Annotated in this window: 18 protein-coding genes and 4 pseudogenes; 12 read left to right on the forward strand and 10 right to left on the reverse strand. The window is 60.1% G+C overall.

The window, feature by feature from the left end; translation table 11 throughout:
* Window positions 1-38: 38 nt before the first annotated feature.
* Window positions 39-248, reverse strand: a complete 210-nt coding sequence (locus IC232_RS20830; RefSeq protein WP_190846875.1) for a cold-shock protein — start codon at window positions 246-248, stop codon at window positions 39-41.
* A gap of 416 nt (window positions 249-664) precedes the next feature.
* On the opposite strand from IC232_RS20830, the gene IC232_RS20835 reads away from it, so the two are divergent.
* The 3 genes from IC232_RS20835 (at window position 665) to IC232_RS33330 (ending at window position 2,797) form a co-directional block, all read left to right on the forward strand.
* A complete protein-coding gene (locus IC232_RS20835) occupies window positions 665-1,399 on the forward strand; it encodes a hypothetical protein (RefSeq protein ID WP_190846876.1) in 735 nt (244 codons plus the stop codon).
* Window positions 1,396-1,791 carry an RES domain-containing protein gene (locus tag IC232_RS32500; RefSeq protein ID WP_312895208.1) on the forward strand — a complete coding sequence of 132 codons (396 nt, stop codon included), beginning with the start codon at window positions 1,396-1,398 and terminating at the stop codon, window positions 1,789-1,791. The genes IC232_RS20835 and IC232_RS32500 overlap by 4 nt, the downstream gene beginning before the upstream one ends.
* 793 nt (window positions 1,792-2,584) lie before the next feature.
* Window positions 2,585-2,797, forward strand: coding sequence for a GapR family DNA-binding domain-containing protein (locus tag IC232_RS33330; RefSeq protein WP_190846900.1), 213 nt, complete (start codon window positions 2,585-2,587; stop codon window positions 2,795-2,797).
* A 13-nt stretch (window positions 2,798-2,810) separates the two neighbouring features.
* Here the strand turns inward: IC232_RS33330 and IC232_RS20850 are convergent, their stop codons facing one another.
* From IC232_RS20850 to IC232_RS20860, 3 genes are all read right to left on the reverse strand, one after another.
* Complete coding sequence (locus IC232_RS20850) at window positions 2,811-3,791, reverse strand: ABC transporter substrate-binding protein (RefSeq protein WP_190846877.1); 981 nt, start codon at window positions 3,789-3,791, stop codon at window positions 2,811-2,813.
* A 170-nt stretch (window positions 3,792-3,961) separates the two neighbouring features.
* Complete coding sequence (locus tag IC232_RS20855; RefSeq protein ID WP_190846878.1) at window positions 3,962-5,707, reverse strand: adenylate/guanylate cyclase domain-containing protein; 1,746 nt, start codon at window positions 5,705-5,707, stop codon at window positions 3,962-3,964.
* Window positions 5,708-6,014: 307 nt separating this feature from the next.
* Window positions 6,015-7,397 carry a WYL domain-containing protein gene (locus tag IC232_RS20860; protein WP_190846879.1) on the reverse strand — a complete coding sequence of 461 codons (1,383 nt, stop codon included), beginning with the start codon at window positions 7,395-7,397 and terminating at the stop codon, window positions 6,015-6,017.
* Between the two features lie 160 nt (window positions 7,398-7,557).
* On the opposite strand from IC232_RS20860, the pseudogene IC232_RS20865 reads away from it, so the two are divergent.
* Window positions 7,558-7,734 (forward strand): annotated as a pseudogene (locus IC232_RS20865) (IS5/IS1182 family transposase); the annotation flags it as partial.
* On the opposite strand, the pseudogene IC232_RS32505 reads toward IC232_RS20865, so the two are convergent.
* Together IC232_RS32505 and IC232_RS20875 are read right to left on the reverse strand one after the other, a co-directional pair.
* Window positions 7,724-8,056, reverse strand: a pseudogene (locus IC232_RS32505) (IS5/IS1182 family transposase); the annotation flags it as partial. The pseudogenes IC232_RS20865 and IC232_RS32505 overlap by 11 nt on opposite strands.
* A gap of 4 nt (window positions 8,057-8,060) precedes the next feature.
* Window positions 8,061-8,189: pseudogene (locus tag IC232_RS20875) on the reverse strand (IS6 family transposase); the annotation flags it as partial.
* Window positions 8,190-8,536: 347 nt separating this feature from the next.
* On the opposite strand from IC232_RS20875, the gene IC232_RS20880 reads away from it, so the two are divergent.
* The 6 genes from IC232_RS20880 to IC232_RS20905 all read left to right on the forward strand — a co-directional run bounded on the left by IC232_RS20880 (window position 8,537) and on the right by IC232_RS20905 (window position 16,016).
* Window positions 8,537-9,853, forward strand: a complete 1,317-nt coding sequence (locus IC232_RS20880; RefSeq protein ID WP_190846880.1) for an ABC transporter substrate-binding protein — start codon at window positions 8,537-8,539, stop codon at window positions 9,851-9,853.
* Between the two features lie 69 nt (window positions 9,854-9,922).
* Window positions 9,923-10,846 carry a carbohydrate ABC transporter permease gene (locus IC232_RS20885; protein WP_190846881.1) on the forward strand — a complete coding sequence of 308 codons (924 nt, stop codon included), beginning with the start codon at window positions 9,923-9,925 and terminating at the stop codon, window positions 10,844-10,846.
* A gap of 3 nt (window positions 10,847-10,849) precedes the next feature.
* Window positions 10,850-11,677 carry a carbohydrate ABC transporter permease gene (locus IC232_RS20890; RefSeq protein WP_210335447.1) on the forward strand — a complete coding sequence of 276 codons (828 nt, stop codon included), beginning with the start codon at window positions 10,850-10,852 and terminating at the stop codon, window positions 11,675-11,677.
* A gap of 14 nt (window positions 11,678-11,691) precedes the next feature.
* A complete protein-coding gene (locus IC232_RS20895) occupies window positions 11,692-12,825 on the forward strand; it encodes an ABC transporter ATP-binding protein (protein WP_190846883.1) in 1,134 nt (377 codons plus the stop codon).
* Between the two features lie 27 nt (window positions 12,826-12,852).
* Window positions 12,853-14,517, forward strand: a complete 1,665-nt coding sequence (locus tag IC232_RS20900; RefSeq protein ID WP_409564948.1) for a GMC family oxidoreductase — start codon at window positions 12,853-12,855, stop codon at window positions 14,515-14,517.
* Between the two features lie 11 nt (window positions 14,518-14,528).
* On the forward strand, window positions 14,529-16,016 hold the full coding sequence (locus IC232_RS20905) for a mannitol dehydrogenase family protein (RefSeq protein WP_190846884.1): 1,488 nt from the start codon (window positions 14,529-14,531) through the stop codon (window positions 16,014-16,016).
* Here IC232_RS20905 and IC232_RS20910 read toward each other — a convergent pair.
* From IC232_RS20910 to msrB, 4 genes and pseudogenes are all read right to left on the reverse strand, one after another.
* A complete protein-coding gene (locus IC232_RS20910; RefSeq protein ID WP_190846885.1) occupies window positions 16,013-17,050 on the reverse strand; it encodes an NAD(P)-dependent alcohol dehydrogenase in 1,038 nt (345 codons plus the stop codon). The two genes, IC232_RS20905 and IC232_RS20910, sit on opposite strands and share 4 nt — an antisense overlap.
* Before the next feature lie 244 nt (window positions 17,051-17,294).
* Complete coding sequence (locus IC232_RS20915; RefSeq protein ID WP_190846886.1) at window positions 17,295-17,771, reverse strand: winged helix DNA-binding protein; 477 nt, start codon at window positions 17,769-17,771, stop codon at window positions 17,295-17,297.
* 91 nt (window positions 17,772-17,862) lie between these two features.
* Window positions 17,863-18,504, reverse strand: coding sequence for an IS6 family transposase (locus tag IC232_RS20920; protein ID WP_246812315.1), 642 nt, complete (start codon window positions 18,502-18,504; stop codon window positions 17,863-17,865).
* A 126-nt stretch (window positions 18,505-18,630) separates the two neighbouring features.
* Window positions 18,631-18,993: pseudogene (gene msrB, locus IC232_RS20925) on the reverse strand (peptide-methionine (R)-S-oxide reductase MsrB); the annotation flags it as partial.
* Window positions 18,994-19,798: 805 nt separating this feature from the next.
* On the opposite strand from msrB, the gene IC232_RS20930 reads away from it, so the two are divergent.
* Both IC232_RS20930 and IC232_RS20935 read left to right on the forward strand, forming a co-directional pair.
* Window positions 19,799-20,533, forward strand: coding sequence for a helix-turn-helix transcriptional regulator (locus IC232_RS20930; protein ID WP_190846888.1), 735 nt, complete (start codon window positions 19,799-19,801; stop codon window positions 20,531-20,533).
* Window positions 20,534-20,714: 181 nt separating this feature from the next.
* Window positions 20,715-20,918, forward strand: coding sequence for a hypothetical protein (locus IC232_RS20935; protein ID WP_190846889.1), 204 nt, complete (start codon window positions 20,715-20,717; stop codon window positions 20,916-20,918).
* Window positions 20,919-20,940 lie beyond the last annotated feature (22 nt).

Here is a 20,940-nt window from a genome sequence, read left to right on the forward strand (position 1 = left end):
GAAGAGGCAGCACTCAGCTGACGCGATGACAGGCTCAATCAAGCCTTTTGCAGATTGGTTGCAGACTCTTTGCCTGTACGGCGGTCGGCTTCTACCTCGTAGGAGATTTTCTGACCTTCAGCCAAGCCACGCATGCCAGCCCGTTCAACCGCTGTGGCATGGACGAATACATCCTTACCGCCGTTGTCCGGCTGAATGAAGCCATAGCCTTTAGTGTCGTTATACCACTTCACAGTCCCAGTTGCCATTGAATGTTCCTCAAGTCCCGTCAGGTGCGCTTTCGCCCCATCATCCTGCCGTGTCTATCAGTGAGGTCAAGCATTTGGTTGACAGCTAGATTAGGACGCAGATCCTGCACCATGCGCCCAGGGTGAGGCCACCGCAGCCTTGACGCTCTGGCGCCGATTCCCGCGTGGGACCCTCCTATGCATGGATCCCGCCACAGCAGCGGTCACAAACTTCTTGTCAAAATCTATGTCATACGAAATGTTATATGGAGACATTGTTTCTATAGAGACGCGTCGCGCAAGCCGTAAGATAAGGCCCTCCTCGACCAGCTTATGAGATGCAATGAGAGCCACGACCGAACTGTTCCGTAGTTTCTAAAGTTTACCAAGTTGACATAACTGGTTGGATTGCCCACCTTATAAGGCAGGAGGCGCCCATGGCCCACATCCGCAATTCTCAGAGGAAAGGTCGCCCACAGATCCGGCGATACTCTAAGGCTGCACCTCAGTCTCAAGTCCATCCCTACAAGGTGGTGGGCGATCCCGCGCGGGCTATCACTGAGATGAAGAACCTTCCCGAGGGTGTATCGGTCGCTCTCATTCCCTCTAACGCTGTCGTTGAAAAGGAACTGCGGCGGCTTGGGTCCGAAATATTTCAGCGCCTTCCTGGTCTCGTGATCAAGGCCAAAGGCCGCGGTAACATCTGGAGACGGGTAAAGCCCGTTCCAGCTGAAAGGAAGAGCGCCATTGACGCGTCAGCCTTTAAGCCTAGCTCGCGCGCCAAAGCCCTCCTGAAAGGTGTGCAGATTGCGCAGGGCGACCTGAAGGAATCCGGTGGAGCCTACGATCTGGATCAAGTCCGGGTTCTAATGAACGGCATCTCACGGCAGATGGTGGATCGAAAGGTCCGAGAGGGCAGCTTGCTGGCTGTCCCCGGCCCAAGCAACCGCCGTGCATACCCAACGGTGCAGTTCACCTCTGATGGTACTGTCGTCCCCGGTCTGAAGGCCGTGCAGGATGCCCTCCCGACAGAAAACCCTTGGGCTGTGCTGAACTTTCTTGTTCGTCCCGATCCGTGCCTGAACGGACGCAAACCGATTGATCTCCTCAGAGCTGGCGAGATCGATCTGGTTGTCGACGCGGCCCGGTGCATGGGTCAGCAAGGCTCGTGACGGCACCATTGCCGCCACCGGATCCTGCTTCGCGGGATCCGGTCCTCATCACCCTTGAGGCTGGCGAGATCCTCCACCGGTTCTTCATGGCATCATACGATCCGATCCATTTCGATCGCAGCCGCCAAGGTCGCCTCAATGCGCCTGATGGGTCGTATGGCGTCCTCTACACGGCCGAGGCCGCCCGTGGCGCTTTTGCTGAGACCTTTCTCCGAGAGCCAGGACGCACTCTCATTCCCTCAGATTTGCTTGCAAGAAAGGCCTATGTGCGACTGCGTGTGACCCGCACATTCGTGCTGATCAAGTTTGGGGGACCTGGTCTGGCCCGATTGGGAGCAACAGCGGAGGTCGTGCATGGCGGTCTCCCGTATGACATTCCGCAAGCCTGGTGAGCGGCTCTTCGCAGCCACCTCATCCAGCCGGGTGGGATCGCCTATTACGCCCGTCATGACGACGAGGCTCTTTGCTACGCACTCTATGATCATGAACCATTGGCCATCGAAGAAGCGCGCCGGGACACCACTCTTGATGAGAGTTGGTTCTGGGACCTTGCTGAACCCTACGGTGTTGGCCTGTCCCCTTGAGCAACAATTGACTTGTGAGTGAGCGAAGGACTGTTGATCCCCGCGCTAAGCATTGATGAGCGCCCTCCTCTTCAATGTGGCTAGGAAACTTACTTCAGGCAAAAAGCCGCCCGAAGGATGCCACGGAAACGAGATCTTTACTCAACAGAGATCAAATTCATCCAGTGGCGTTGCAACCGGCGTCACACACGCCTCGGCTGAGAACCCCGCCTGGTTCATTCAGCCGAGGCGTTCTTGGATTTGCGGCGATCGCCGCCCCTCGAGGCAGCACATGCGAGCGAGGCGCCATGACTGACCGCAAGTTGCTCTCGAGAGCATGAGGAATTGTGGGGCAGTTTGGCGGTTGCTCGACTCTGATCCCAGCTATTGTCGTTCATCATGCCGGGGTACCAGTGCTCGAATGCGGCACGCAGCGAGCCATCCAACGTTCTGGTCCGCGGGCAGGTGCACCGTGGGATTCTGCTTGCTTGACGAGCGAGCCCAGGGTCCTGCCGTTGAGGTCCCAGGCGTGGTCACCGTGACCGGCGAAGTTCACAATGGCCTGATCAAGGCTGCAATTCCATCACGCTCTGATGATCGGCGTCCACGCCGAGAAGGCCGCATGAGTAAGAACTTCTTGATCCCCGGAAGCTATTGCGGGTCAGGTTCTGAGGACCGGCCACGCCTGTCTCCACGACTGGCAAAAACCCCTGGGGTATGTCAACGACGGCTCGAAGAGGAAAAGGCGGGGATCTCCGGCGATATCCGTGATGTCTACCATGAGGCCAAGTTGCATCGTAACGCGCTAGGTCACTCCCAAAGCATTATTCGGTAGTGGAACAAGGCCATCATTCGATGACCGTATCGGCACCGCTGATCAGTGAGGGCGGGATGGCGATGCTGAGGGCCGCCGCGGTTTTCAGATTGATCGCCAACTCGACCTTCGTGACGAGCTGCACCGGCAGATCGGACGGTTTTTCGCCATTCAGGACCTGCGCGGCATAGCTGCCGGCACGGCGATGGGATTGCGCGAAGTCGCCGCCATAGCTCATCAGCCCTCCTGCCGTGGGAAAGTCGCGGGACTGCGTGACCGCAGGCATGGAATAGCGAAAGCACAGATCGGCAAGCTGGGTACTGCGGAAAGCGAAGTAAGGATCCGAGGTGAAGACGAGCCCTCCTGCCTGTTCCCGGGTGGCGGCCAAGAACATCGCTTCGAACTCGCCTGCGGTGCTGGCATTCATGACATGAAGCCTAATCCCGAGAGCCTCGGCTGCCGTCTGAAGGTTCCGCACCTGCGATCCCGAGGTTGGGCTGGTTGGATTGACGGCAACGGCGAAGGACGACGCAGCCGGACGCAAGTCATGCATGAATTCCAGCCGCTTGCGTGAGACTTCCACGCTCAAACTCGACACGCCGGTGAGGTTGCCTCCCGGCCGCGACAGGCTGTCGACCACGCCGAGCGCGACGGGATCGCCGCCCATCTCGAAGACGATGGTGATCGTCTTTGTCGCCGATTTCGCAGCGAGCGCAGCCGGTGCGCCGCCGGAGGCGACGAGGACTGCAACTTGGCGGCTGGCGAGATCGGCCGCTAGCGCAGGCAGCCGGTCGTACCGGCCCTCCGCCCACCGGTATTCGACCGCTACATTGCGGCCCTCGACATAGCCGGCATCGGCAAGGCCTTGCCGGAACGCCTTGAGCCGACTGTCGAACGGTCCGGGCGACTCCGGCGCGAGATAACCGATGATGGGCATTGCCGGACTTTGCGCGCGCGCCGGGAGAGCCCATGCCGCTGCGCTACCGAGCCATGCGAGGGCGTCCCGCCGTCTCATCGCACTGGTATCCAGGCGTGAAGGCCAGGAACATACGCGAGATTTGACTTCGTTCCAGCTGCTGTCATCCGGTCATTCTGTGTGTTCAGGGGCATCTGACAACTTGGCGCCATCATAGCCGCAACAGCCGTGTCATGAAACCCGCTTGAGCAATCCTCGAGGAGAGGCGATCAAGAAACTTCAGGCCGTTCGGCAAAGACCACGCGGTACACCAGGAACTCTTCGTCATATCCCTTTATCAGGCGCATGCCGATCGGGTGCACTTGGCGCTTGTCCTTGACCGCTTCCGCGACGGTTGCATCCGCGAGGATCTCGCGATCCGAGGCCGAGGCGCACAAACGGGCGGCGAGGTTTACGACGCTACCGATGGCGGTGTAGTCGAATCGGCTCTCGTACCCAATCCGCCCGACCGTGGCTGGTCCCATGGCGAGTCCCACCCCAAACCCGATCCGGTTGCCTCGCTCCTGCCAGCCGATGATGAGCTTCTGCACGCTCACCTGCATCTCCACCGCGAGATCGACGGCCCGCAGCGCCGGCTCGGCGACAGATACAGGGGCGTTGATCAGCAGCATCAGGCCATCGCCCGAAAAGCTCGTGAGTGTGGCCGCGTACCTGGTGATGATACGACCCAGACCATCATAGTACTCCGACAGGACGCGCATCACCTCTTCGGGAGTCGCTTTTGCCGAAAAGGCCGTGAAGCCCCTCAAATCGCAGAACACAGTCACAACCTCGGCGCGGCGGCCTTCGAGCACGTCGTCGTCGCCTGTGCGGTCGACCAGTTCCGCCACCTGAGGCGCCAGAAACCGCTTGAGTTTGGCAATACGCTCCTGGCGTTCCTGTGACACTTCGAGTCCGGCTGCCATTGCGTTGAAGCTTTCGGCCAGCCGCTGCAGTTCGTCTCCTGTCCTGATGTCGATCCGGTGGCCGAACTGTCCGGCACCGACGCGTTCGGTACCTTTCTCAAGCAGGTGGATCGGCTTGGTCATCCGGCCGGCCAGAACATAGGCTAGCAGGCCTGCGAAGGCAGCACCGGCGAGAAGGAGCCCGCCTGTCCTCCAAAGAGCCGCATAAATCGACCGGAAGGCTTCGGAGAGAGGCTGCTCGACCACAACGGTCCAATCGGGGCCGGTTACGGGTGCAGCGGCGGCCGCAACGGCGATGCCCCCTGCGCTCCGACTCGTCCCCAGATCCGTACCAGCGCGCCTGACGGCCTCCCGGATCTCCCGAAAAGGCGCGAGCGTACTTTCATCGGCACCCCGCAGCACAAGGCTTATGTCCGGATGAGCGACGAGCCGTCCCAACTCATCGAGCACGAAGGCGTGGCCCGTCTGTCCGATCCTGATGGCCGCGATCACGTCCCAGATCAGCTTCAGGTTCACCTCGGCGACAACTAGGCCAACGGAGGGTCGGTTGCCGGCCATCGCAATCGTCATGTAGGGCTCGGAATCTCGATAGTAGCTCACCTTGCTGTACCAGAGCCCGGCCGAGCGGGCTCCTGCGGCCGCCACATCAGCGGAGCGGTCCACCCGGCTTTCATTCCGGTTCAGGCCTATGCGCGAGACATACAGACGTTCGCGACCATTGCCGTCAATCAGGGTGAGGCTGACGATAGCCGGCACCTGTCGCAGCAGGCGCAGGGCATCTATGCGCCGCCTTTCGTCTGGTTCTCCGGTCCAGGGGAGTTGAACCAGCCAGCCCAGCTGATCGGTGATGCCGTCGACGAAGCCCTGGATCTTGGCTCCCGCGGACCTTGCCTCGACGCCTAGAAGCTGCTCGAGTCTCGTCCGTTGATCTCGATAGCCGAACCAGGCCTCACTGACGCCATTGGTTGCGAGCGGGATAACCACGGCCAGAAACAGCACGATGAAGTATTTCTGGAAGAGACCGTGGAATCGGAGGTGCTGCCCGGCCATGTTCCATGGTCCTCAGCCAGTTTCACCGAACAGACGCGGCGGCGACAAAGCAGAATAATCATCCAGGCAGTCAGGAAGCGGGGTCGCCTGCCGACGGCCCTCAATCTCAACGAAACGCTTCATCTCGACCTCCGCCGACCACGATCAGCTTAGCAGATCAAAGCGTTTCCACACAGGCTGCACCCCAAGGAGACGTTCAGCTGTTTCGCTTCTGACTTTTTTTGGGTTCTGGCGCTGAGCATAACACGTGTTGTCCTGCCGTCTTGGCCGGCAGGACAACACCCTGTTCAAGAGCTTCAGCGCGGTGTCACGCCGCCTTCGAAGCCTGCTGCGCCGCCAGCTTCTCGATCTGCTCGTCCGCCCGTTTCGCGGCAGGGCGCTGGACGTGCGCCGCGACATAGGTCTCGAAGGCGCGGCGCTTCTCGATCATGCCCGACATCATGCCCCATTGCAGTTGGCTCACAAGAAGGACATCGGCGGCCGTGAAGCGGTCGCCCGCCACATAGGTGCGGCCCTCGAGCCAGGCGGAGAGCGAGTCCAGCACCCGCGCATAGGAGCCGTAGCCGAAGCTCATTTCCTGATCGGGAGTCGGATTCCAGCCGGTCATGTGGTTGGTGGCGGCAGGCTCAAGGCAGCCGGCGGTGAAGAAGAGCCAGCGGTAATAGTCCCCGCGATGTTCGGGCGCCGGTGCAAGGCCCGCCTCGGGGAAGGCGTCGGCGAGATAGATGCAGATGGCGGCGGCCTCCGTCACGACGGTCGCGCCGTGCCGGATCGCCGGCACCTTGCCCATGGGATTGACGGCAAGGTATTCCGGCGCCTTCATCGTGGTGCCGTATTCCAGCACCCTAACGGTGTAGGGACGGCCGATCTCCTCCAGCATCCATTGGACGATGTTCCCGCGCGATTGCGGGTTGGTGTAGAAGACGAGGTCTGCGCTCTTGGTGTCTTGCCTCATGGGTGTCTCCCTGGCTTGATGTGAACAGGGGACTGAATAGCGCACGCTGCTGTCAGATTCTGGCAGCAGCGTTTTCTGCCATTCCTTCATGAGCTGCCGGCGCGGCCGGGGCAGGCGTTCGGGCAGGATCTCCGCCGCCTCGATCCGGTCGGTGCGGAAATGCCGGAAGCTGTCCCGCAGCTCGCACCAGGCCACCAGCACGCGGGTCGATTCGAAGAAGCCGATCGATACGGGCCAGATGATCCGCTCGGAGCGTGCGCCCTTCTCGTCGCTGTAGCTTATGGACATCTTGCGCCCCTCGTTCAGTGCACGCCGCAGCAGTGCGAGATCGACCGGCTGCGGCCTGTCCCAGCCGTGGCCAACCACAAGGGCGTTGTCCTCCATGCGCTCGCGCAGGTCGCCCGGGAGCACGGCGGCGACTTTGGCCATGACGTTGCGGGCCGCCTGTGCCAGTCCCTCGTCGGTCCGCCGTCCAACCCATCGCAGGCCGAGCGCCAGCGCCTCGATCTCCTGGGCGGAGAACATAAGGGGAGGGAGCAGGAAGCCGGGCTTCAGCACATAGCCGATCCCCGGCTCGCCCTCGACCTGCGCGCCCATGGCCCGAAGCGAGGAGATATCCCGGTAGAGCGTACGCAGCGAAATTCCTGCCTCCCTGGCCAGCACTGCGCCGCTCACGGGGTGGCGGTGACGGCGGAGGATCTGCAAGAGGTCGAAAAGGCGTTCGGCGCGGGACATCGACCCAAGCTTAGCACAAGATGCTGTCAGGTTGTGATAGTAGGATCGATGTGTCAGATCCCTGAAGGTCCGGAAATGGCCGATGTCGTTGAAAAAGTCCTCGTTAACGGCGGCGGATCATGATTCCCTGATGGGGCATACTCAGCGGGGAGATCGGACCATGATGGGCGAACGTCTCGTGATGCAGGAGAGCCTGTTCTATGAGTTCCGGCTCGAAGACCATGTCCCGTCCGATCACCTGCTGAGGCACATTGACCGCTTCGTCGACTGCTCCGGGCTGCGCCAGCACCTGACCGGCTTCTACAGCACCACAGGCCGGCCCTCCATCGATCCCGAGCCGTCAGGATCCTGCCTTCGGGACAGGTGTAGGTGTCCGCCTCCGGGTCATAGCTGAAGTCCGCCCGTGAGAAGGTGCCGTCTTGGTACTCGGACTTGTCGATCGCCGGCACACGCGGGTTGATCTTCTGCTCGTCCACGAGCCAGTGCAGCATCTCGGCCGAGCTATAGGCGCTGTCAGCCGCCGGCCGCTAGGGCTTGAGGCCGAAGCGCTCAGCCGTGCGCTTGAGCATGGTGCGGGTAGCCCCTACCGCAGCCTGACGGACGGCCCGGGAGGCCTCCACATCCACAATTACCGTTTCCTCAAGGTTGATGAGACCGTTGTTCAGTATGGTCAATGGAAATCCCGCGCTCGGCCATCATCTGTTCAAGGTCGCGCAGGCTCAGGCTGTAAGCCAGATACCATCTGACGCAGAGCAGGATCACGGATCGATCGAAATACCTGCCCTTGAACACGCCACCCTCCGTCGTTGAAGTCGAGAGAGGTTTATCTGAAACTCTGCAACAAATTGTTGCGACAGCCCCCGCTGCCGCCTTAGGCGGCCGAGATCGAGGCAAGAGCCGTTGTATAATCGCGTTTCGGTGGGCCTAACTAGGAAAGTTCCTCACACTGACAAGTCCTCCAGAAGATGAATCGATTATCCAGGAGTCGACGCTCCATGGTAACTCACCGATCGCTCAGTAAACAGCGTGATCTTCACGAGTATGATCGTTGCTTGTTCAATTGACGAACAGAAATCGCCGTGACAACATCTCTTCAATAGAACCACAATCCAGCATAAAATTCATCTCTGGAGGAAGATATGCAAACAGGAAAAGTTGCGCTGTTGTTTTCAGTGAGTTGGATTGCAGGCACAGGTCTAGCCTTCGCTCAAGGCCAGACTTTGACGATCGCAACGGTCAATAATGCTGACATGATCATCATGCAGCGCCTGTCACCCAAATGGGAGCAGGCAACGGGCAACAAGTTGAACTGGGTAGTGCTTGAAGAAAACGTTCTCAGACAGCGTGCGACTACTGACATTGCTACCAAGGGCGGGCAGTTTGACATCATCACGATTGGCTCTTACGAGGCGCCGATCTGGGGCAAGCAGAACTGGCTCGTCACCCTTGATGATCTGGGTGCTGATTACGACTACGCTGACATCATCCCATCCGTGAAAAACGGCCTTTCCTTCAACGGGAAGCTCTATGCGGTGCCATTCTATGCGGAGAGTTCATTCACGTTCTACCGGAAGGACCTATTCGACCAAGCTGGCATTAAGATGCCGGACAAGCCTACCTACGATCAGATTGCCGAGTATGCTGCGAAGCTGACCGATAAGTCCAAGGAGCAGTACGGCTTCTGCCAACGTGGCAAGCCGGGCTGGGGTGAGAACATGGCCTTCATTGGCCCGATGGTGAATGCCTTCGGCGGTCGTTGGTTCAACGAGAAGTGGGAGCCGCAGCTCACCACTGAGCCCTGGAAGAACGCCGTCAACTACTACGTCAAGAACATGAAAGACTACGGACCACCTGGTGCGACCGCAAACGGGCACAATGAGAACCGAGCGCTGTTCGCCACTGGGCACTGCGCCATGTGGGTCGATGCTACTTCGGCTGCCGGCTACATCTACAACCCCAAGGAAAGCCAGGTAGCAGACAAGACCGCTTTCACGGCAGCGCCGATGCAGGTGACGAGCAACGGCTCCGGTTGGTTCTGGGCCTGGTCCCTGGGGATTCCGGCATCCTCGAAGAAAACCGATGCGGCCAAGTCCTTCGTGAAATGGGCAACCTCAAAGGAATACATCACCTTGGTCGGCAGCGAGGCCGGATGGGTGGCGGCTCCTCCCGGCACACGCAAGTCGACCTACGACAATCCCGAGTATCAAAAGGCGGCACCCTTCGCAAAGGTCGTCTACGATTCGATCGTCAATGCCGACCTGACCAAGCCGACCAAGGACCCTGTTCCCTATATCGGCATCCAATATGTGGCGATCCCCGAATTCCAGGGTATCGGTACGGCCGTTGGTCAACAGATTGCGGCGGCATTGGCTGGGCAGTCGACCGTAGAGCAGGCGTTGGAGACCGCACAACGTTCCACCGAGCGGACGATGAAGCAAGCGGGCTACCCGAAATAAGCTAGCTGTCACGCAGCCGGCAGGCCTTCTGCGCCTGCCGGTCGTTCTCTCCAGCAGCGAGCGTTCGAGATGGCGAGCACCACGACAGCTGCCCCAGTCCCTGGCACATCGACTACGGTCGGCGGGCGCAGCCAGCGCAATGTCAAAACCCTGCCATTGGTCGCGCCATCGGTGGTCATCCTGTTCCTGTGGATGATCGTGCCTTTGGCGATGACGCTGTGGTTCTCGTTTCAGTACTACAACCTCCTCGACCCGACGGTTGGCGGCTTTGCCGGGTTCGAGAACTACACCTTTCTGCTGACCGATCCGTCCCTCTGGACGGCCATGATCAATACGATCTTCCTGGTCTTCTGGGTGCTCGTGATCACCGTGGGGCTCGGCACCCTGCTGGCCGTCTTGTTCGATCAGGATTTTTACGGGCGCAGCATTGCCCGCCTGCTCGCCATCGCTCCATTTTTCGTGATGCCGACCGTGAGTGCGTTGGTGTGGAAGAACATGCTGATGCACCCGGTCAACGGGTTGTTTGCGTTCTTCACCCGCTCCCTGGGCCTACCGGCAATCGATTTCTTCGGCAGCTTCCCGCTCACCTCCGTCATCATCATCGTCGCGTGGCAGTGGCTGCCCTTCGCCTTGCTGATCTTGCTCACCGCCATCCAGTCTCTCGACAGCGAGCAGAAGGAAGCGGCGCGCATGGACGGGGCAGGGCCGTTCTCGATGTTCTTCTTCATCATTCTGCCCCACCTCGGCCGCGCCATCAGCGTGGTCATCATGATTGAGACCATCTTCCTGCTGTCGGTCTTTGCCGAGATCTATGTCACCACCTCGGGTGGCCCTGGTCTTGCTTCAACCAATCTGGCCTTCCTAATCTACCTGCGGGCTTTGCGCGAATATGATGTCGGCGGTGCATCCGCAGCTGGTGTCATCGCCGTGATCCTGGCCAACATCGTTGCGGTCTTCCTAGTGCGGTCGATTGCCAAGAACATTGCTGATTAAGGAATGGCCATGCATCCCAAAACCCGCGAACGCCTTGTTCTCACAGTGGTTGGATGGCTGGCCGCAGGGCTGATCTTCTTCCCGATCTTCTGGATGATCCTGACGAGCTTCAAGACTGAGGTCGAGGCGGTGGCGACCCCGCCCCAACTCTTCTTCACCCCGACGCTCGAGAACTACATCACTGTCCGCGAGCGGGCCGATTACGTCCATTTCGCGATCAACAGCATCGTCATCTCCGTTGGCGCCACCCTGCTGGCAACGCTCATTGCCGTGCCGGCGGCCTATGCCATGGCGTTCTTTCCCGGCAAGCGAACGAAGGATCTGCTGCTCTGGATGCTGTCAACCAAGATGATGCCGGCTGTCGGCGTCCTGATCCCGATCTATCTTCTGTTTCGCGACACGGGCGCCATCGATACGCGCTGGGGCCTGATCGTGGTCTACACGCTCATGAACCTGCCGATCGTGGTCTGGATGCTCTACACCTTCTTCAAGGAAGTGCCGAAGGATATTCTCGAGGCTGGGCGCATGGACGGGGCCAAACCGAAGCAGGAGGTCTGGATGCTTCTCCTGCCGCTGTCGCTGCCTGGAATTGCGTCGACGGCATTGCTGTCCATCATCCTGTGCTGGAACGAGGCGTTCTGGAGCCTCAACCTGACAACCTCCGAGGCAGCGCCGCTCACGACCTTCATTGCCTCGTTCTCCGCGCCAGAAGGATTGTTCTGGGCCAAGCTCTCCGCCGCCTCGACCATCGCCATTGCGCCCATTCTGGTGTTCGGCTGGATGAGCCAGCGCCAGTTGGTGCGCGGCCTCACGTTCGGCGCCGTCAAGTAAACGGGAAAGGTGCAATGTCGACCATCGTACTCAAAGGCATTCAGAAGAACTACGGCGCGGTGCAGGTGATCAAAGGGATCGATCTGTCCATCGACGATCGGGAGTTCTGCGTCTTCGTCGGTCCCTCAGGATGCGGAAAGTCGACTCTGCTGCGCATGATCGCCGGGCTTGAGGAGATTACCGCAGGCGATCTTATGATCGACGGGCAGCGGATCAACGATGTTCCGCCTTCCGAGCGCGGGCTCGCGATGGTGTTCCAGTCGTATGCGCTCTACCCGCACATGTCTGTGGCGGACAATATGGGATTTTCCCTGCGGCTCGCGGGTGTTCCCAAGGAGGAGCGCCGCGCGAAGGTGGCGGAAGCCGCCCGCATCCTTCATCTCGACAACCTGCTCGACCGCAAGCCCAAGGAACTGTCAGGCGGACAAAGGCAGCGCGTTGCAATCGGTCGGGCGATCGTGCGCAAGCCCAAGGTCTTCCTGTTCGACGAGCCACTGTCGAACCTCGACGCCTCCTTAAGGGTTCAGATGCGCATCGAGCTGGCCCGGCTGCACGATGAGCTGGCCGCCACCATGATCTATGTCACGCATGACCAGATCGAGGCCATGACGATGGCGGACAAGATCGTGGTGTTGCAGAGCGGCATTGTCGAGCAAGCAGGCACGCCTCTGGAACTCTATCATCATCCCAGAAACCAGTTCGTGGCGGGCTTCATCGGCAGCCCGAAGATGAACTTCCTTCCGGCCAAAGTCACAGCGGTTACGGACACCGCCACGACAATCGCGCTTCCGAGCGGAGCCAGTCTCGACATTCCGGTCCGGGCCGGCGGTCAAAAGGTTGGATATGCGGTGACGCTTGGAGTTCGGCCCGAGCACATGCGGCTGGCAGGGGAGGGTGAGCTCCTTGGGGAAGTGATGGTCGTGGAACGCCTTGGGGGCGAAACCTTCCTCTATACCCAGCTCAACGATGGCACGATGCTGATCGTGCAAGCCGATGGCGAAATTCCGACAGGTGTGCATGAGCGCATTTCGATCAAGCTCGATCCGGCAGCCTGCCACCTGTTCGATGGTGAGGGCCTCGCGATCGAGCGCATGGAGCGCCATCCCCTCGCTAACCTGCGTCGCTTGCCGACCCGCAAGGCCAGCTGAAGCCTTCGTCCCAGGAGGCGAGCCATAGTGCCGAGACATTTCGACTACATCGTTGTGGGCGGCGGAAGCGCAGGATGCGTCGTGGCAGGCCGCCTCGTGGGCGAGCATGGCGCCCGCGTGCTGCTTCTGGAGGCCGGACCGCGCCGGGCCAGCCGCATCTTGTCCATGCCTGCAGGATACATGAAGTTCCTCGCCCGAGAGACCTATCTGACGATGCACCGGGTCATTCCGCAGCCTAAGCTCGGCGACCGTGCTCCCATTGTGCCCCAGGCGAAGGTGCTGGGTGGAGGGAGCGCGGTTAACGCCATGGTCTACATCCGGGGCCAAGCGGAGGACTACGACCGATGGGACGAGGCCCTGGGCGGAGCCGGCTGGAGCTATCGGGACCTACTGCCGTACTTCATCAGGCAGGAAGGCAATGATCACCTCGGTGAGCCCTATCATGGGGTTGGCGGCCCCTTGAAGGTCTCGCATCTAGGGCAGCATTCTGCCATGAGCCGCGCCTTCGTGCAGGCCATGCAGGCGAGAGGCATCCCCTACACGGCCGACTTCAACGGTGCCCAGCAGGACGGCGTCGGCTTCATGCAGCACACCATCGACTGGGCGACGCGGCGCCGGTGCAGCGCGGTCGATGCTTTCTTAGGTCCCGTGCTGTCCAATCCGAAACTCACCCTGGAGACTGAGACGACAGTCACCCGTATCCTTCTGGAGAAAGGCCGGGCGACGGGGGTGGAGTTGCAGGGCCGAGGGGGGCGGACAACGGTCTTCGCCGATGCGGAGGTGATCCTCGCGGCCGGCACGTACATGACCCCAAAGGTCCTGATGCTTTCCGGGATCGGGCCATCGGACGAGTTGTCCCGTCATGGGATAGGGATTGAAACCGATCTGCCGGGCGTCGGTCAAAATCTGCAGGATCATCACGAGGTTCCGGTCGTTGCGACAACCTCCGGCGCCTTCGGTTACTTCGGTCAGGATCGCGGTTTGGCGATGTTGAGCAACGGCCTGCAATACGTGATGTTCAAGTCGGGAGCGGTGACCACAACGGGCGTGGAGGCCTGCGCGTTCATTGATCCCGATGGCAATGAGCGGCCTTCGATTCAGCTCTATTGCGTACCGACGGTCTACCTCGACCGCGACGTCTCCGGTGTGGAGGCGACCCATGGCGTGACGTTGAACCCATGCCTGCTGCGCCCGAAGGCGCGCGGGTCGGTGCGGCTTGCATCGGCGGATTCCAACGCCTTGCCGCAGGTCGACCCGCAATTCTTTGGCGATCCAGACGATCTTCGCCTCACAATAGCGGGGCTGCGCTATGCGCGAGAGATCCTGGCGACAAGCCCGGTGCGCGAGATGGTACAGACCGAGATTTTCCCCGGACCTGAGGTTGCTTCCGATGAGGCTCTGGCTGACCACTGCCGAAGAACCGTGAAGACGAACTACCATGCGGTCGGCACCTGCCGCATGGGCCGTGCGGACGATCCCCATGCGGTCGTTACGTCGAACCTTGCGGTCCGGGGCGTTCAGGGGCTGCGGGTCATCGATGCATCCATCATGCCCACCATTCCCAGCGGCAACACCAACGCGCCGGTGCTCGCCATTGCAGACAAGGCCGTTGACATTATCATGGGAGCTTCCCGCATGAGCGATGCGCGGTTGGCTGTTTCGCCGAGCCATGTCTCTTTCCTATCCCATTAGGTCCATCTGTTATGAGCCAGAGCCTGAATCTTGCCAATCTCGCGAAACTGTCGGCGGCAGTTGCCCGGCCGAACTACGCTCGCGAGGCGCTCCGTCCCGGCATCCTGCATATCGGCGTCGGAAACTTCCACCGCGCCCACCAGGCGGTTTACCTGGACGACCTGTTCAACGCTGGCAAAGACCATGACTGGGCCTTGATCGGCGCGGGCATCCGTTCCGGCGACAGGGCCATGCGCCAGGCGCTTGAGCCCCAGGATTGGCTGACTACGGTGGTCGAACTCGAACCCGGCGTCGATGTCGCCCGGGTGACCGGCTCCATGGTGGGGTTCGTGCCTGTTGGCGAGAATGGCCGGGCCATCGTCGATGCCCTCGATGATCCCGGCCTGCGGATCGTGTCCCTGACCGTCACGGAAGGCGGCTACTGTATCGACCCGGCCACCGGGGCTTTCAACCCCGAGCACCCGGACATTGTCCATGACGCGGCGCACATGGATACTCCCAGAGGAGTCTTTGGTGTTCTCCTGACAGCGCTCAGGCGCCGGCGCGACGGGGGGCTTGCGCCCTTCACGGTGATGTCCTGCGACAACATCCCCCACAACGGGCAGGTAGCACGGGATGCCGTGGCGGGGCTTGCCGACCTCGTTGATCCCGCGCTGGCAGCTTTCGTGCGCGAGCAGATAGCCTTTCCCAACAGCATGGTCGACCGCATCACTCCGGCGACTACGGACCGGGAGCGCGCCATTCTCGCCGAGCGCTTCGGCATCCAGGACAACTGGCCTGTCTTCTGCGAGCCATTCCGCCAGTGGGTGCTCGAAGACAACTTCCCGACCGGCCGGCCCGCTCTGGAGGAGGTAGGCGTCACCTTCACGCCCCATGTGGCGGCGTTCGAGCTGATGAAACTGCGCATCCTCAATGGCGGCCATGCGGCTATCGCCTATCCGGCAGGACTTCTCGGGATCCACTTCGTGCATGACGCTATGGCGGATCCGCTGGTGCGGGGCTTCCTGGATAAGTTGGAGGCCGAGGAGATCATCCCTCATGTGCCGCCGGTTCCTGGTGTCGATCTTCAAGACTATTATCGGCTGATCGCCAGCCGCTTCGCCAATCCCGGTGTGGGAGACACGATCCCCCGTCTCGCCCAGGACGGCTCCAACCGCCAGCCCAAATTCATCCTGCCCTCGACCCGCGATCGCTTGAAGGCAGGGGCGGATGTGACGGGGCTTGCTCTTGAGTCAGCTCTATGGTGCCGCTACTGCGCTGGCACCACTGATGCGGGCGAGCCCTTCAGTCTCGACGATCCGAACGCGAGCCACCTGAAACCGGCCGCCCTGGCCGCAAAGGACGATCCTTCCGCCTTCCTGGCGCTTCGCGATACCTTCGGCGACCTTGCCGATTCCTCGCTCTTCTGCTCCCGATTTAACACGGCGCTGACGAGCCTCTGGCGCGAGGGCACCCGCGCAACCTTGCAGCGCTATCTGAACGCAGGCGGCCGCGCCTAGCCGGGCAGCTCGATCTGCACCTTGACCGAAGCCGATGGCATCGCTTTCGCGAAGTCGAAGGCTTCGACGCTGTCCTTGAAGGCGAAGCGGTCGGTGATCAAGGGCTTAACGTCGATCTTGCCTGAAGCGATCATTGCCACCGCGCGTGGATAGACATGGGCGTAGCGGAAGATGTTCTCGACTCGGGCTTCCTTCACCTGCGCTTTGCTCACGTCGAAGGCGAACGGTTCAAGAGGAATGCCGACGAGCGCCACCTTCCCTCCGGGGCAGACGAGATCGAAGATCTCGGTCATGGCCGGCGGATAGCCCGAACACTCGAAGACGACATCCGCTCCCCAGCCGTCGCTCTCGCGGCTGACGACATCGGCAAGCCTTTGGCTCCTCACATTGACCGGGAGCACTGCGCCAAGGGTCTTCGCTAGTTCCAGCTTCGGCTCGTGAATGTCACTGACGATCACGCGCGAGCAGCCGGCCGCAAGAGCTGCCAGGATTGTTACCATCCCAATCGGGCCAGCACCGATGACAACAGCCAGATCCCCAGGCTGCACCTGAACCTTGGTGGCGGCATGCACGCCCACCGCCAGAGGCTCGACCATGGCGCCCTCCGCATAGCTGACATGATCCGGCAGCTTGAAAGTGAAGTCGGCTGGGTGAACCACGGTCGGCCGGAGAACCCCATGCACCGGAGGCGTGGCCCAGAACCTCACCGCCGGATCGAGGTTGTACTTGCCCAGGCGCGTTGCGCGGCTCCTTGGATCAGGGATGCCAGGTTCCATGCAAACCCGATCTCCCGGTTTCAGCTCGGTTACCGCAGAGCCAACCTCCAGAACTTGGCCCGCAGCCTCGTGCCCGAGGATCATCGGCTCCTTCACCACGAAGGGACCGATAGCCCCATGAGTGTAGTAGTGCACGTCACTGCCGCAGACCCCAACCGTTCGAGGGGCGATGCGAACATCTCGCGGTCCCAGCGTTTCCTTGACCGGGAAGTCACGCAAACTGAGCTTGTCCTTACGTTCAAGCACCAGGGCTTCCATTTTTAATCTCCCTGCAAATTCCGTTCTTTCGCGGACGCTCAGGTTGCCCTGCGGCCGTTGTCCTTTGTTTCAGCGCACTCATCGCACAGAAAAATGGTTTTAATCAGGGTACAGCGACGACAATCTAGCGATCTATAGGCTCATTCATGGAGGCAAGTAGACTCAATAAGTGTCTAAGAGTTTCCCCAAGGGGGCGGAACCTGCATCTGATCACGCAGTTCGAGCCAAGCTTGGTTCCGGAGCCTTACTCTTCCGAAGGGATTTCCCAGTAGCGCAATGCGTTGCTCCATATCTGCTCGAGGCGCTTGAGGGTGCGGAAGGTAATCTCAAGATCCTGGGTTTCTTCTTCGCTGCCTGTGACGATCTGACGGTAAGACTTGTCGATCTGCTTGATCATCTCGCAGAGGCGTCGTCCTTTTTCGGAAAGCTTAATGCGGGCTGAGCGCCGATCTCTCTCAGAGGCAGTTCGAACGATGTACTCGGCCTCGACAAGCCGCTTCAGACTATAAGAGGCGTTCGATCCGAGATAGTAGCCGCGCTCGATCAAATCCCGGACCGACAGCTCTCCGGCCCCAATGGTGAACAGCATCATGACCTGAGAGGGGCTTAAGTCATCGACGCTAGCCTGGATCAGATCGGCCCAAACCAGATCAAGGGAGCGCCGATGAAGCCGCTCAATCGCCCGCACAATTTCGATATGCGTCACACCTGCTGGATCCATGCGGGGCGATCCCTGAACTGCTGTCAAGCTGTCGGTTCTGTCGCAATCTCTTGCAATAGACACAAGTGATGCCAGAGTGAACGGTAGGCACTTATGCGGTGAGCCTCTCGAACTGCTCCGCAAGTGAAAGGCCTGGATTGCAGGCATACTTCGCCTGTCCCTTCCGCATCATGTGGATCATCTCGATGCCGCCTATGATCGCACGGGCGCTGTTCACTGACTTGAACCCAAGCATTGGGCGAACCCGCCTTTTGACGGCACGGTGATCCTGCTCAATTCGATTGTTCAAGTAGCGACTTTGCCGAATCCGGATCGGCTTTAACTCCCGTCGTGATCGATCCTCCAACCGGTTCGTCGCGTCACAGGACAGGATCGCCTCGCGGTTGGATTGGCTGCCATCGATGACGATCCGCTCGGGTCGGCCATGCTGCTTGAGAGCCTTGCTCAAGAACCGTTTGGCGGCGGCAAGATTGCGTCGCTCGCTGACCCAGAATTCGACCGTGTCGCCATTACTGTCGGTGGCCCTGTAGAGATACATCCAGCGCCCGCGCACCTTGATGTATGTCTCATCGACATGCCACCTTCCAGTGACGGCCCGCTTGCGTGAATTGAAGCGCTCCAGCAATTCGGGTGAGTAACGGACGACCCAGCGCCCGATGGTGGCGTGATCGACGGAGATGCCCCGCTCGACCATCATCTCCTCCAAGTTCCGGAGGCTCAAGTTGTAAGCCAGATATCACCGCATGCAGAGCAGGATCACCGACCGATCAAATTGCCTGCCCTTGAACATCTCGCGTCACCCTCTCGCCAGCGCAGGCCATAACCCCGCCATAGGATAGAAAGAGTTGCGACAGAACCAGTTGATGCAGTAGCGCAACCCGCCGGCCTCTTGCGGCCCATCGGGGAACACGTGTCCCAGGTGGCTGTCGCCGTGGGCCGAGCGCACCTCGGTTCGCACCATGCCGTGGCTCGTGTCGCGGTTATCTATGATGTTGTCGGCCTCGATCGGCTTGACGAAGCTGGGCCAGCCGCTGCCGCTGTCGTACTTGTCGAACGAGGCAAACAGCGGCTCTCCCGAGACAATGTCGACATAAAGCCCAGGTTCGTCATTGTGCCAGAAATCATTGTCGAAGGGCCGCTCCGTCCCGCCCTTCTGTGTCACCTGGTACTGCTCTGGGTTCAGCAGCGACAGGGCCTCGGGGTTCTTGTGATAGGTCTTCATCAATTATTCTCTTTCCGTCGCGAGGATGCGTTCACGAAGTGGTTGATGAGGCTACATTCTGGCGTGCAATGACATTGATCTCCTTGCGGGAGATTCCAAGATCGTCGAGTTCGCGTTCGATGAACTGCCTCAGGTCGCGGACAGTCTAGCGATAACGTCAATTCGCGCGAATCTTCAGGATAAAGGCAACGAAAGTCCGAAGAGAGGACACCAACCGGCGAGCGCAGGTGTCCTGATCTTGAACCTACCCATCAGAGCTCCGCTTCAGGTGCCAAGGCCGGCTGCAAGTCTATCGTGAGCACCAAGCCCTGATCCCAAGTCACTCGGGCGAGGGCAGTACTCCGCAACATGTTTTGAGATCAGGCGAGCTATGATCAGGTCTGAACCACTCAAGCACGATATCTATTGTGCTCTCGTAGTAGACAAAAAACTCTTTTAGTTGACGAGCGGACCGGCTCGAAGTTCCAGTTCCTCGGCGCAAACCGCAGAGTTCCGCAATAGACGACAGATTCTGGCAATCACCTTCTAACGCCTAGCCGGGGATAAGCGGTATTGTCTCACATAGGCAAACGCATGAAGCTGCTCAATCCTCAGAGTGTAAGAGGCGATGACAGAAGCTTCCTTTCGCTGGACAGTGCGGATCACTTGCTCAGCGGAAGGGCCGATGGCGATTATGTAGCAGCGGTTATTGCCACCGGAGGCCCGCGCTATCTTCCCATGTCGGTAGGTTCTGTCTCCACGATTGACAACTAGGAATGTATAACCAAGAGTAGGACTTTAATTGGGATGGTCTCAGGAGCCCGGGATGGCCCCGAACCGCGGCTATATCGAGACGGTGTTCGGGTTTGTCGAGACCTGGGAGACCTTGTCGGACGTTGAAGCGGTGATGAAGGCAATCAGCTTGATTGTTGCGGAACTAGGCTTCTCTTCGTTCATCGTGACCGGCCTCCCGCTCCTGAACCGCCCCCTGGAGCCTCTTGTTCTCCTCAATTGCTGGCCCGACGGCTGGTTTGAACGCTATTGCTCGCAGAACTACTTCGAGGTCGACCCGATCGGACAGAACGTGCTCGCAACGAGTTCTCCCTTCCTCTGGGACCGAGCTCCCTACCGGAGGGATAAAACTCTTTCCAAGCAGATGATGGGCGAGGCCGCCGAATTCGGCCTCCATGACGGCTTCTGTGTGCCGATCTGCAGCGCCACAGGCTGGCAGTCCGCGTTCAGTTTTGCCCACGACCGGAAGATCGATGCGGGACCCAAGGAGTTGGCGGCCGCTCACCTTCTTGCTCTCACAGCCTACGGAAGGCTCAGGGTTCTTATTGGTGAGGCGCCCCCTGCGAGACGCAGGCTGACGCCGCGGGAGCGGGAAGTTCTGGTCTGGGCGGCTGCCGGCAAGAGCGCCTGGGAAACATCGGCTTTGCTTGGGATCTCGGAGGCGACCGTCATCACGCACCTGGACCACATCCGGCGCAAGCTCAATGCCGCCAACACCACGCACGCCGTGGTCGTGGCCCTGCGGATCGGTGAGTTACAACCCTGCTGACTTGACTCTCCTAAGATCTTGGGATGGCGGACTGCCTTCGGTCGGGCAACAATCGCAAGCCGGCTTCCTCGGCGGCAGGAATAGCCGGCCAGCCTCGGGCCTGCAATCAGGAGCAACAACCTAAGCTCCGCGCTCGGATCTTTGACAGGTGATCTCAACGGCGCGTTCAACGGACATCCCGATGCCCAAGAGGAAAGACCCCGATGATGGAGAGTTGACCCAGGAGGAAGTGGTTGATGCCCTGCTGCTGAGAATTGCAGCCTACACAATTGTTCTGGAGCGGCAGGTCACCGAGCAGGACTACAAGAGGCTGAGGACCCTGCGTGCCTTCCTCAAGGCTGCCGAGAAGCTAATCGCGGAAATCGGCTCCCAGGATGAACAGTAGCCACGTCCGCCCGTTTGATAGA

Source organism: Microvirga sp. (assembly GCF_014699075.1).
Lineage (GTDB): Bacteria > Pseudomonadota > Alphaproteobacteria > Rhizobiales > Beijerinckiaceae > Microvirga.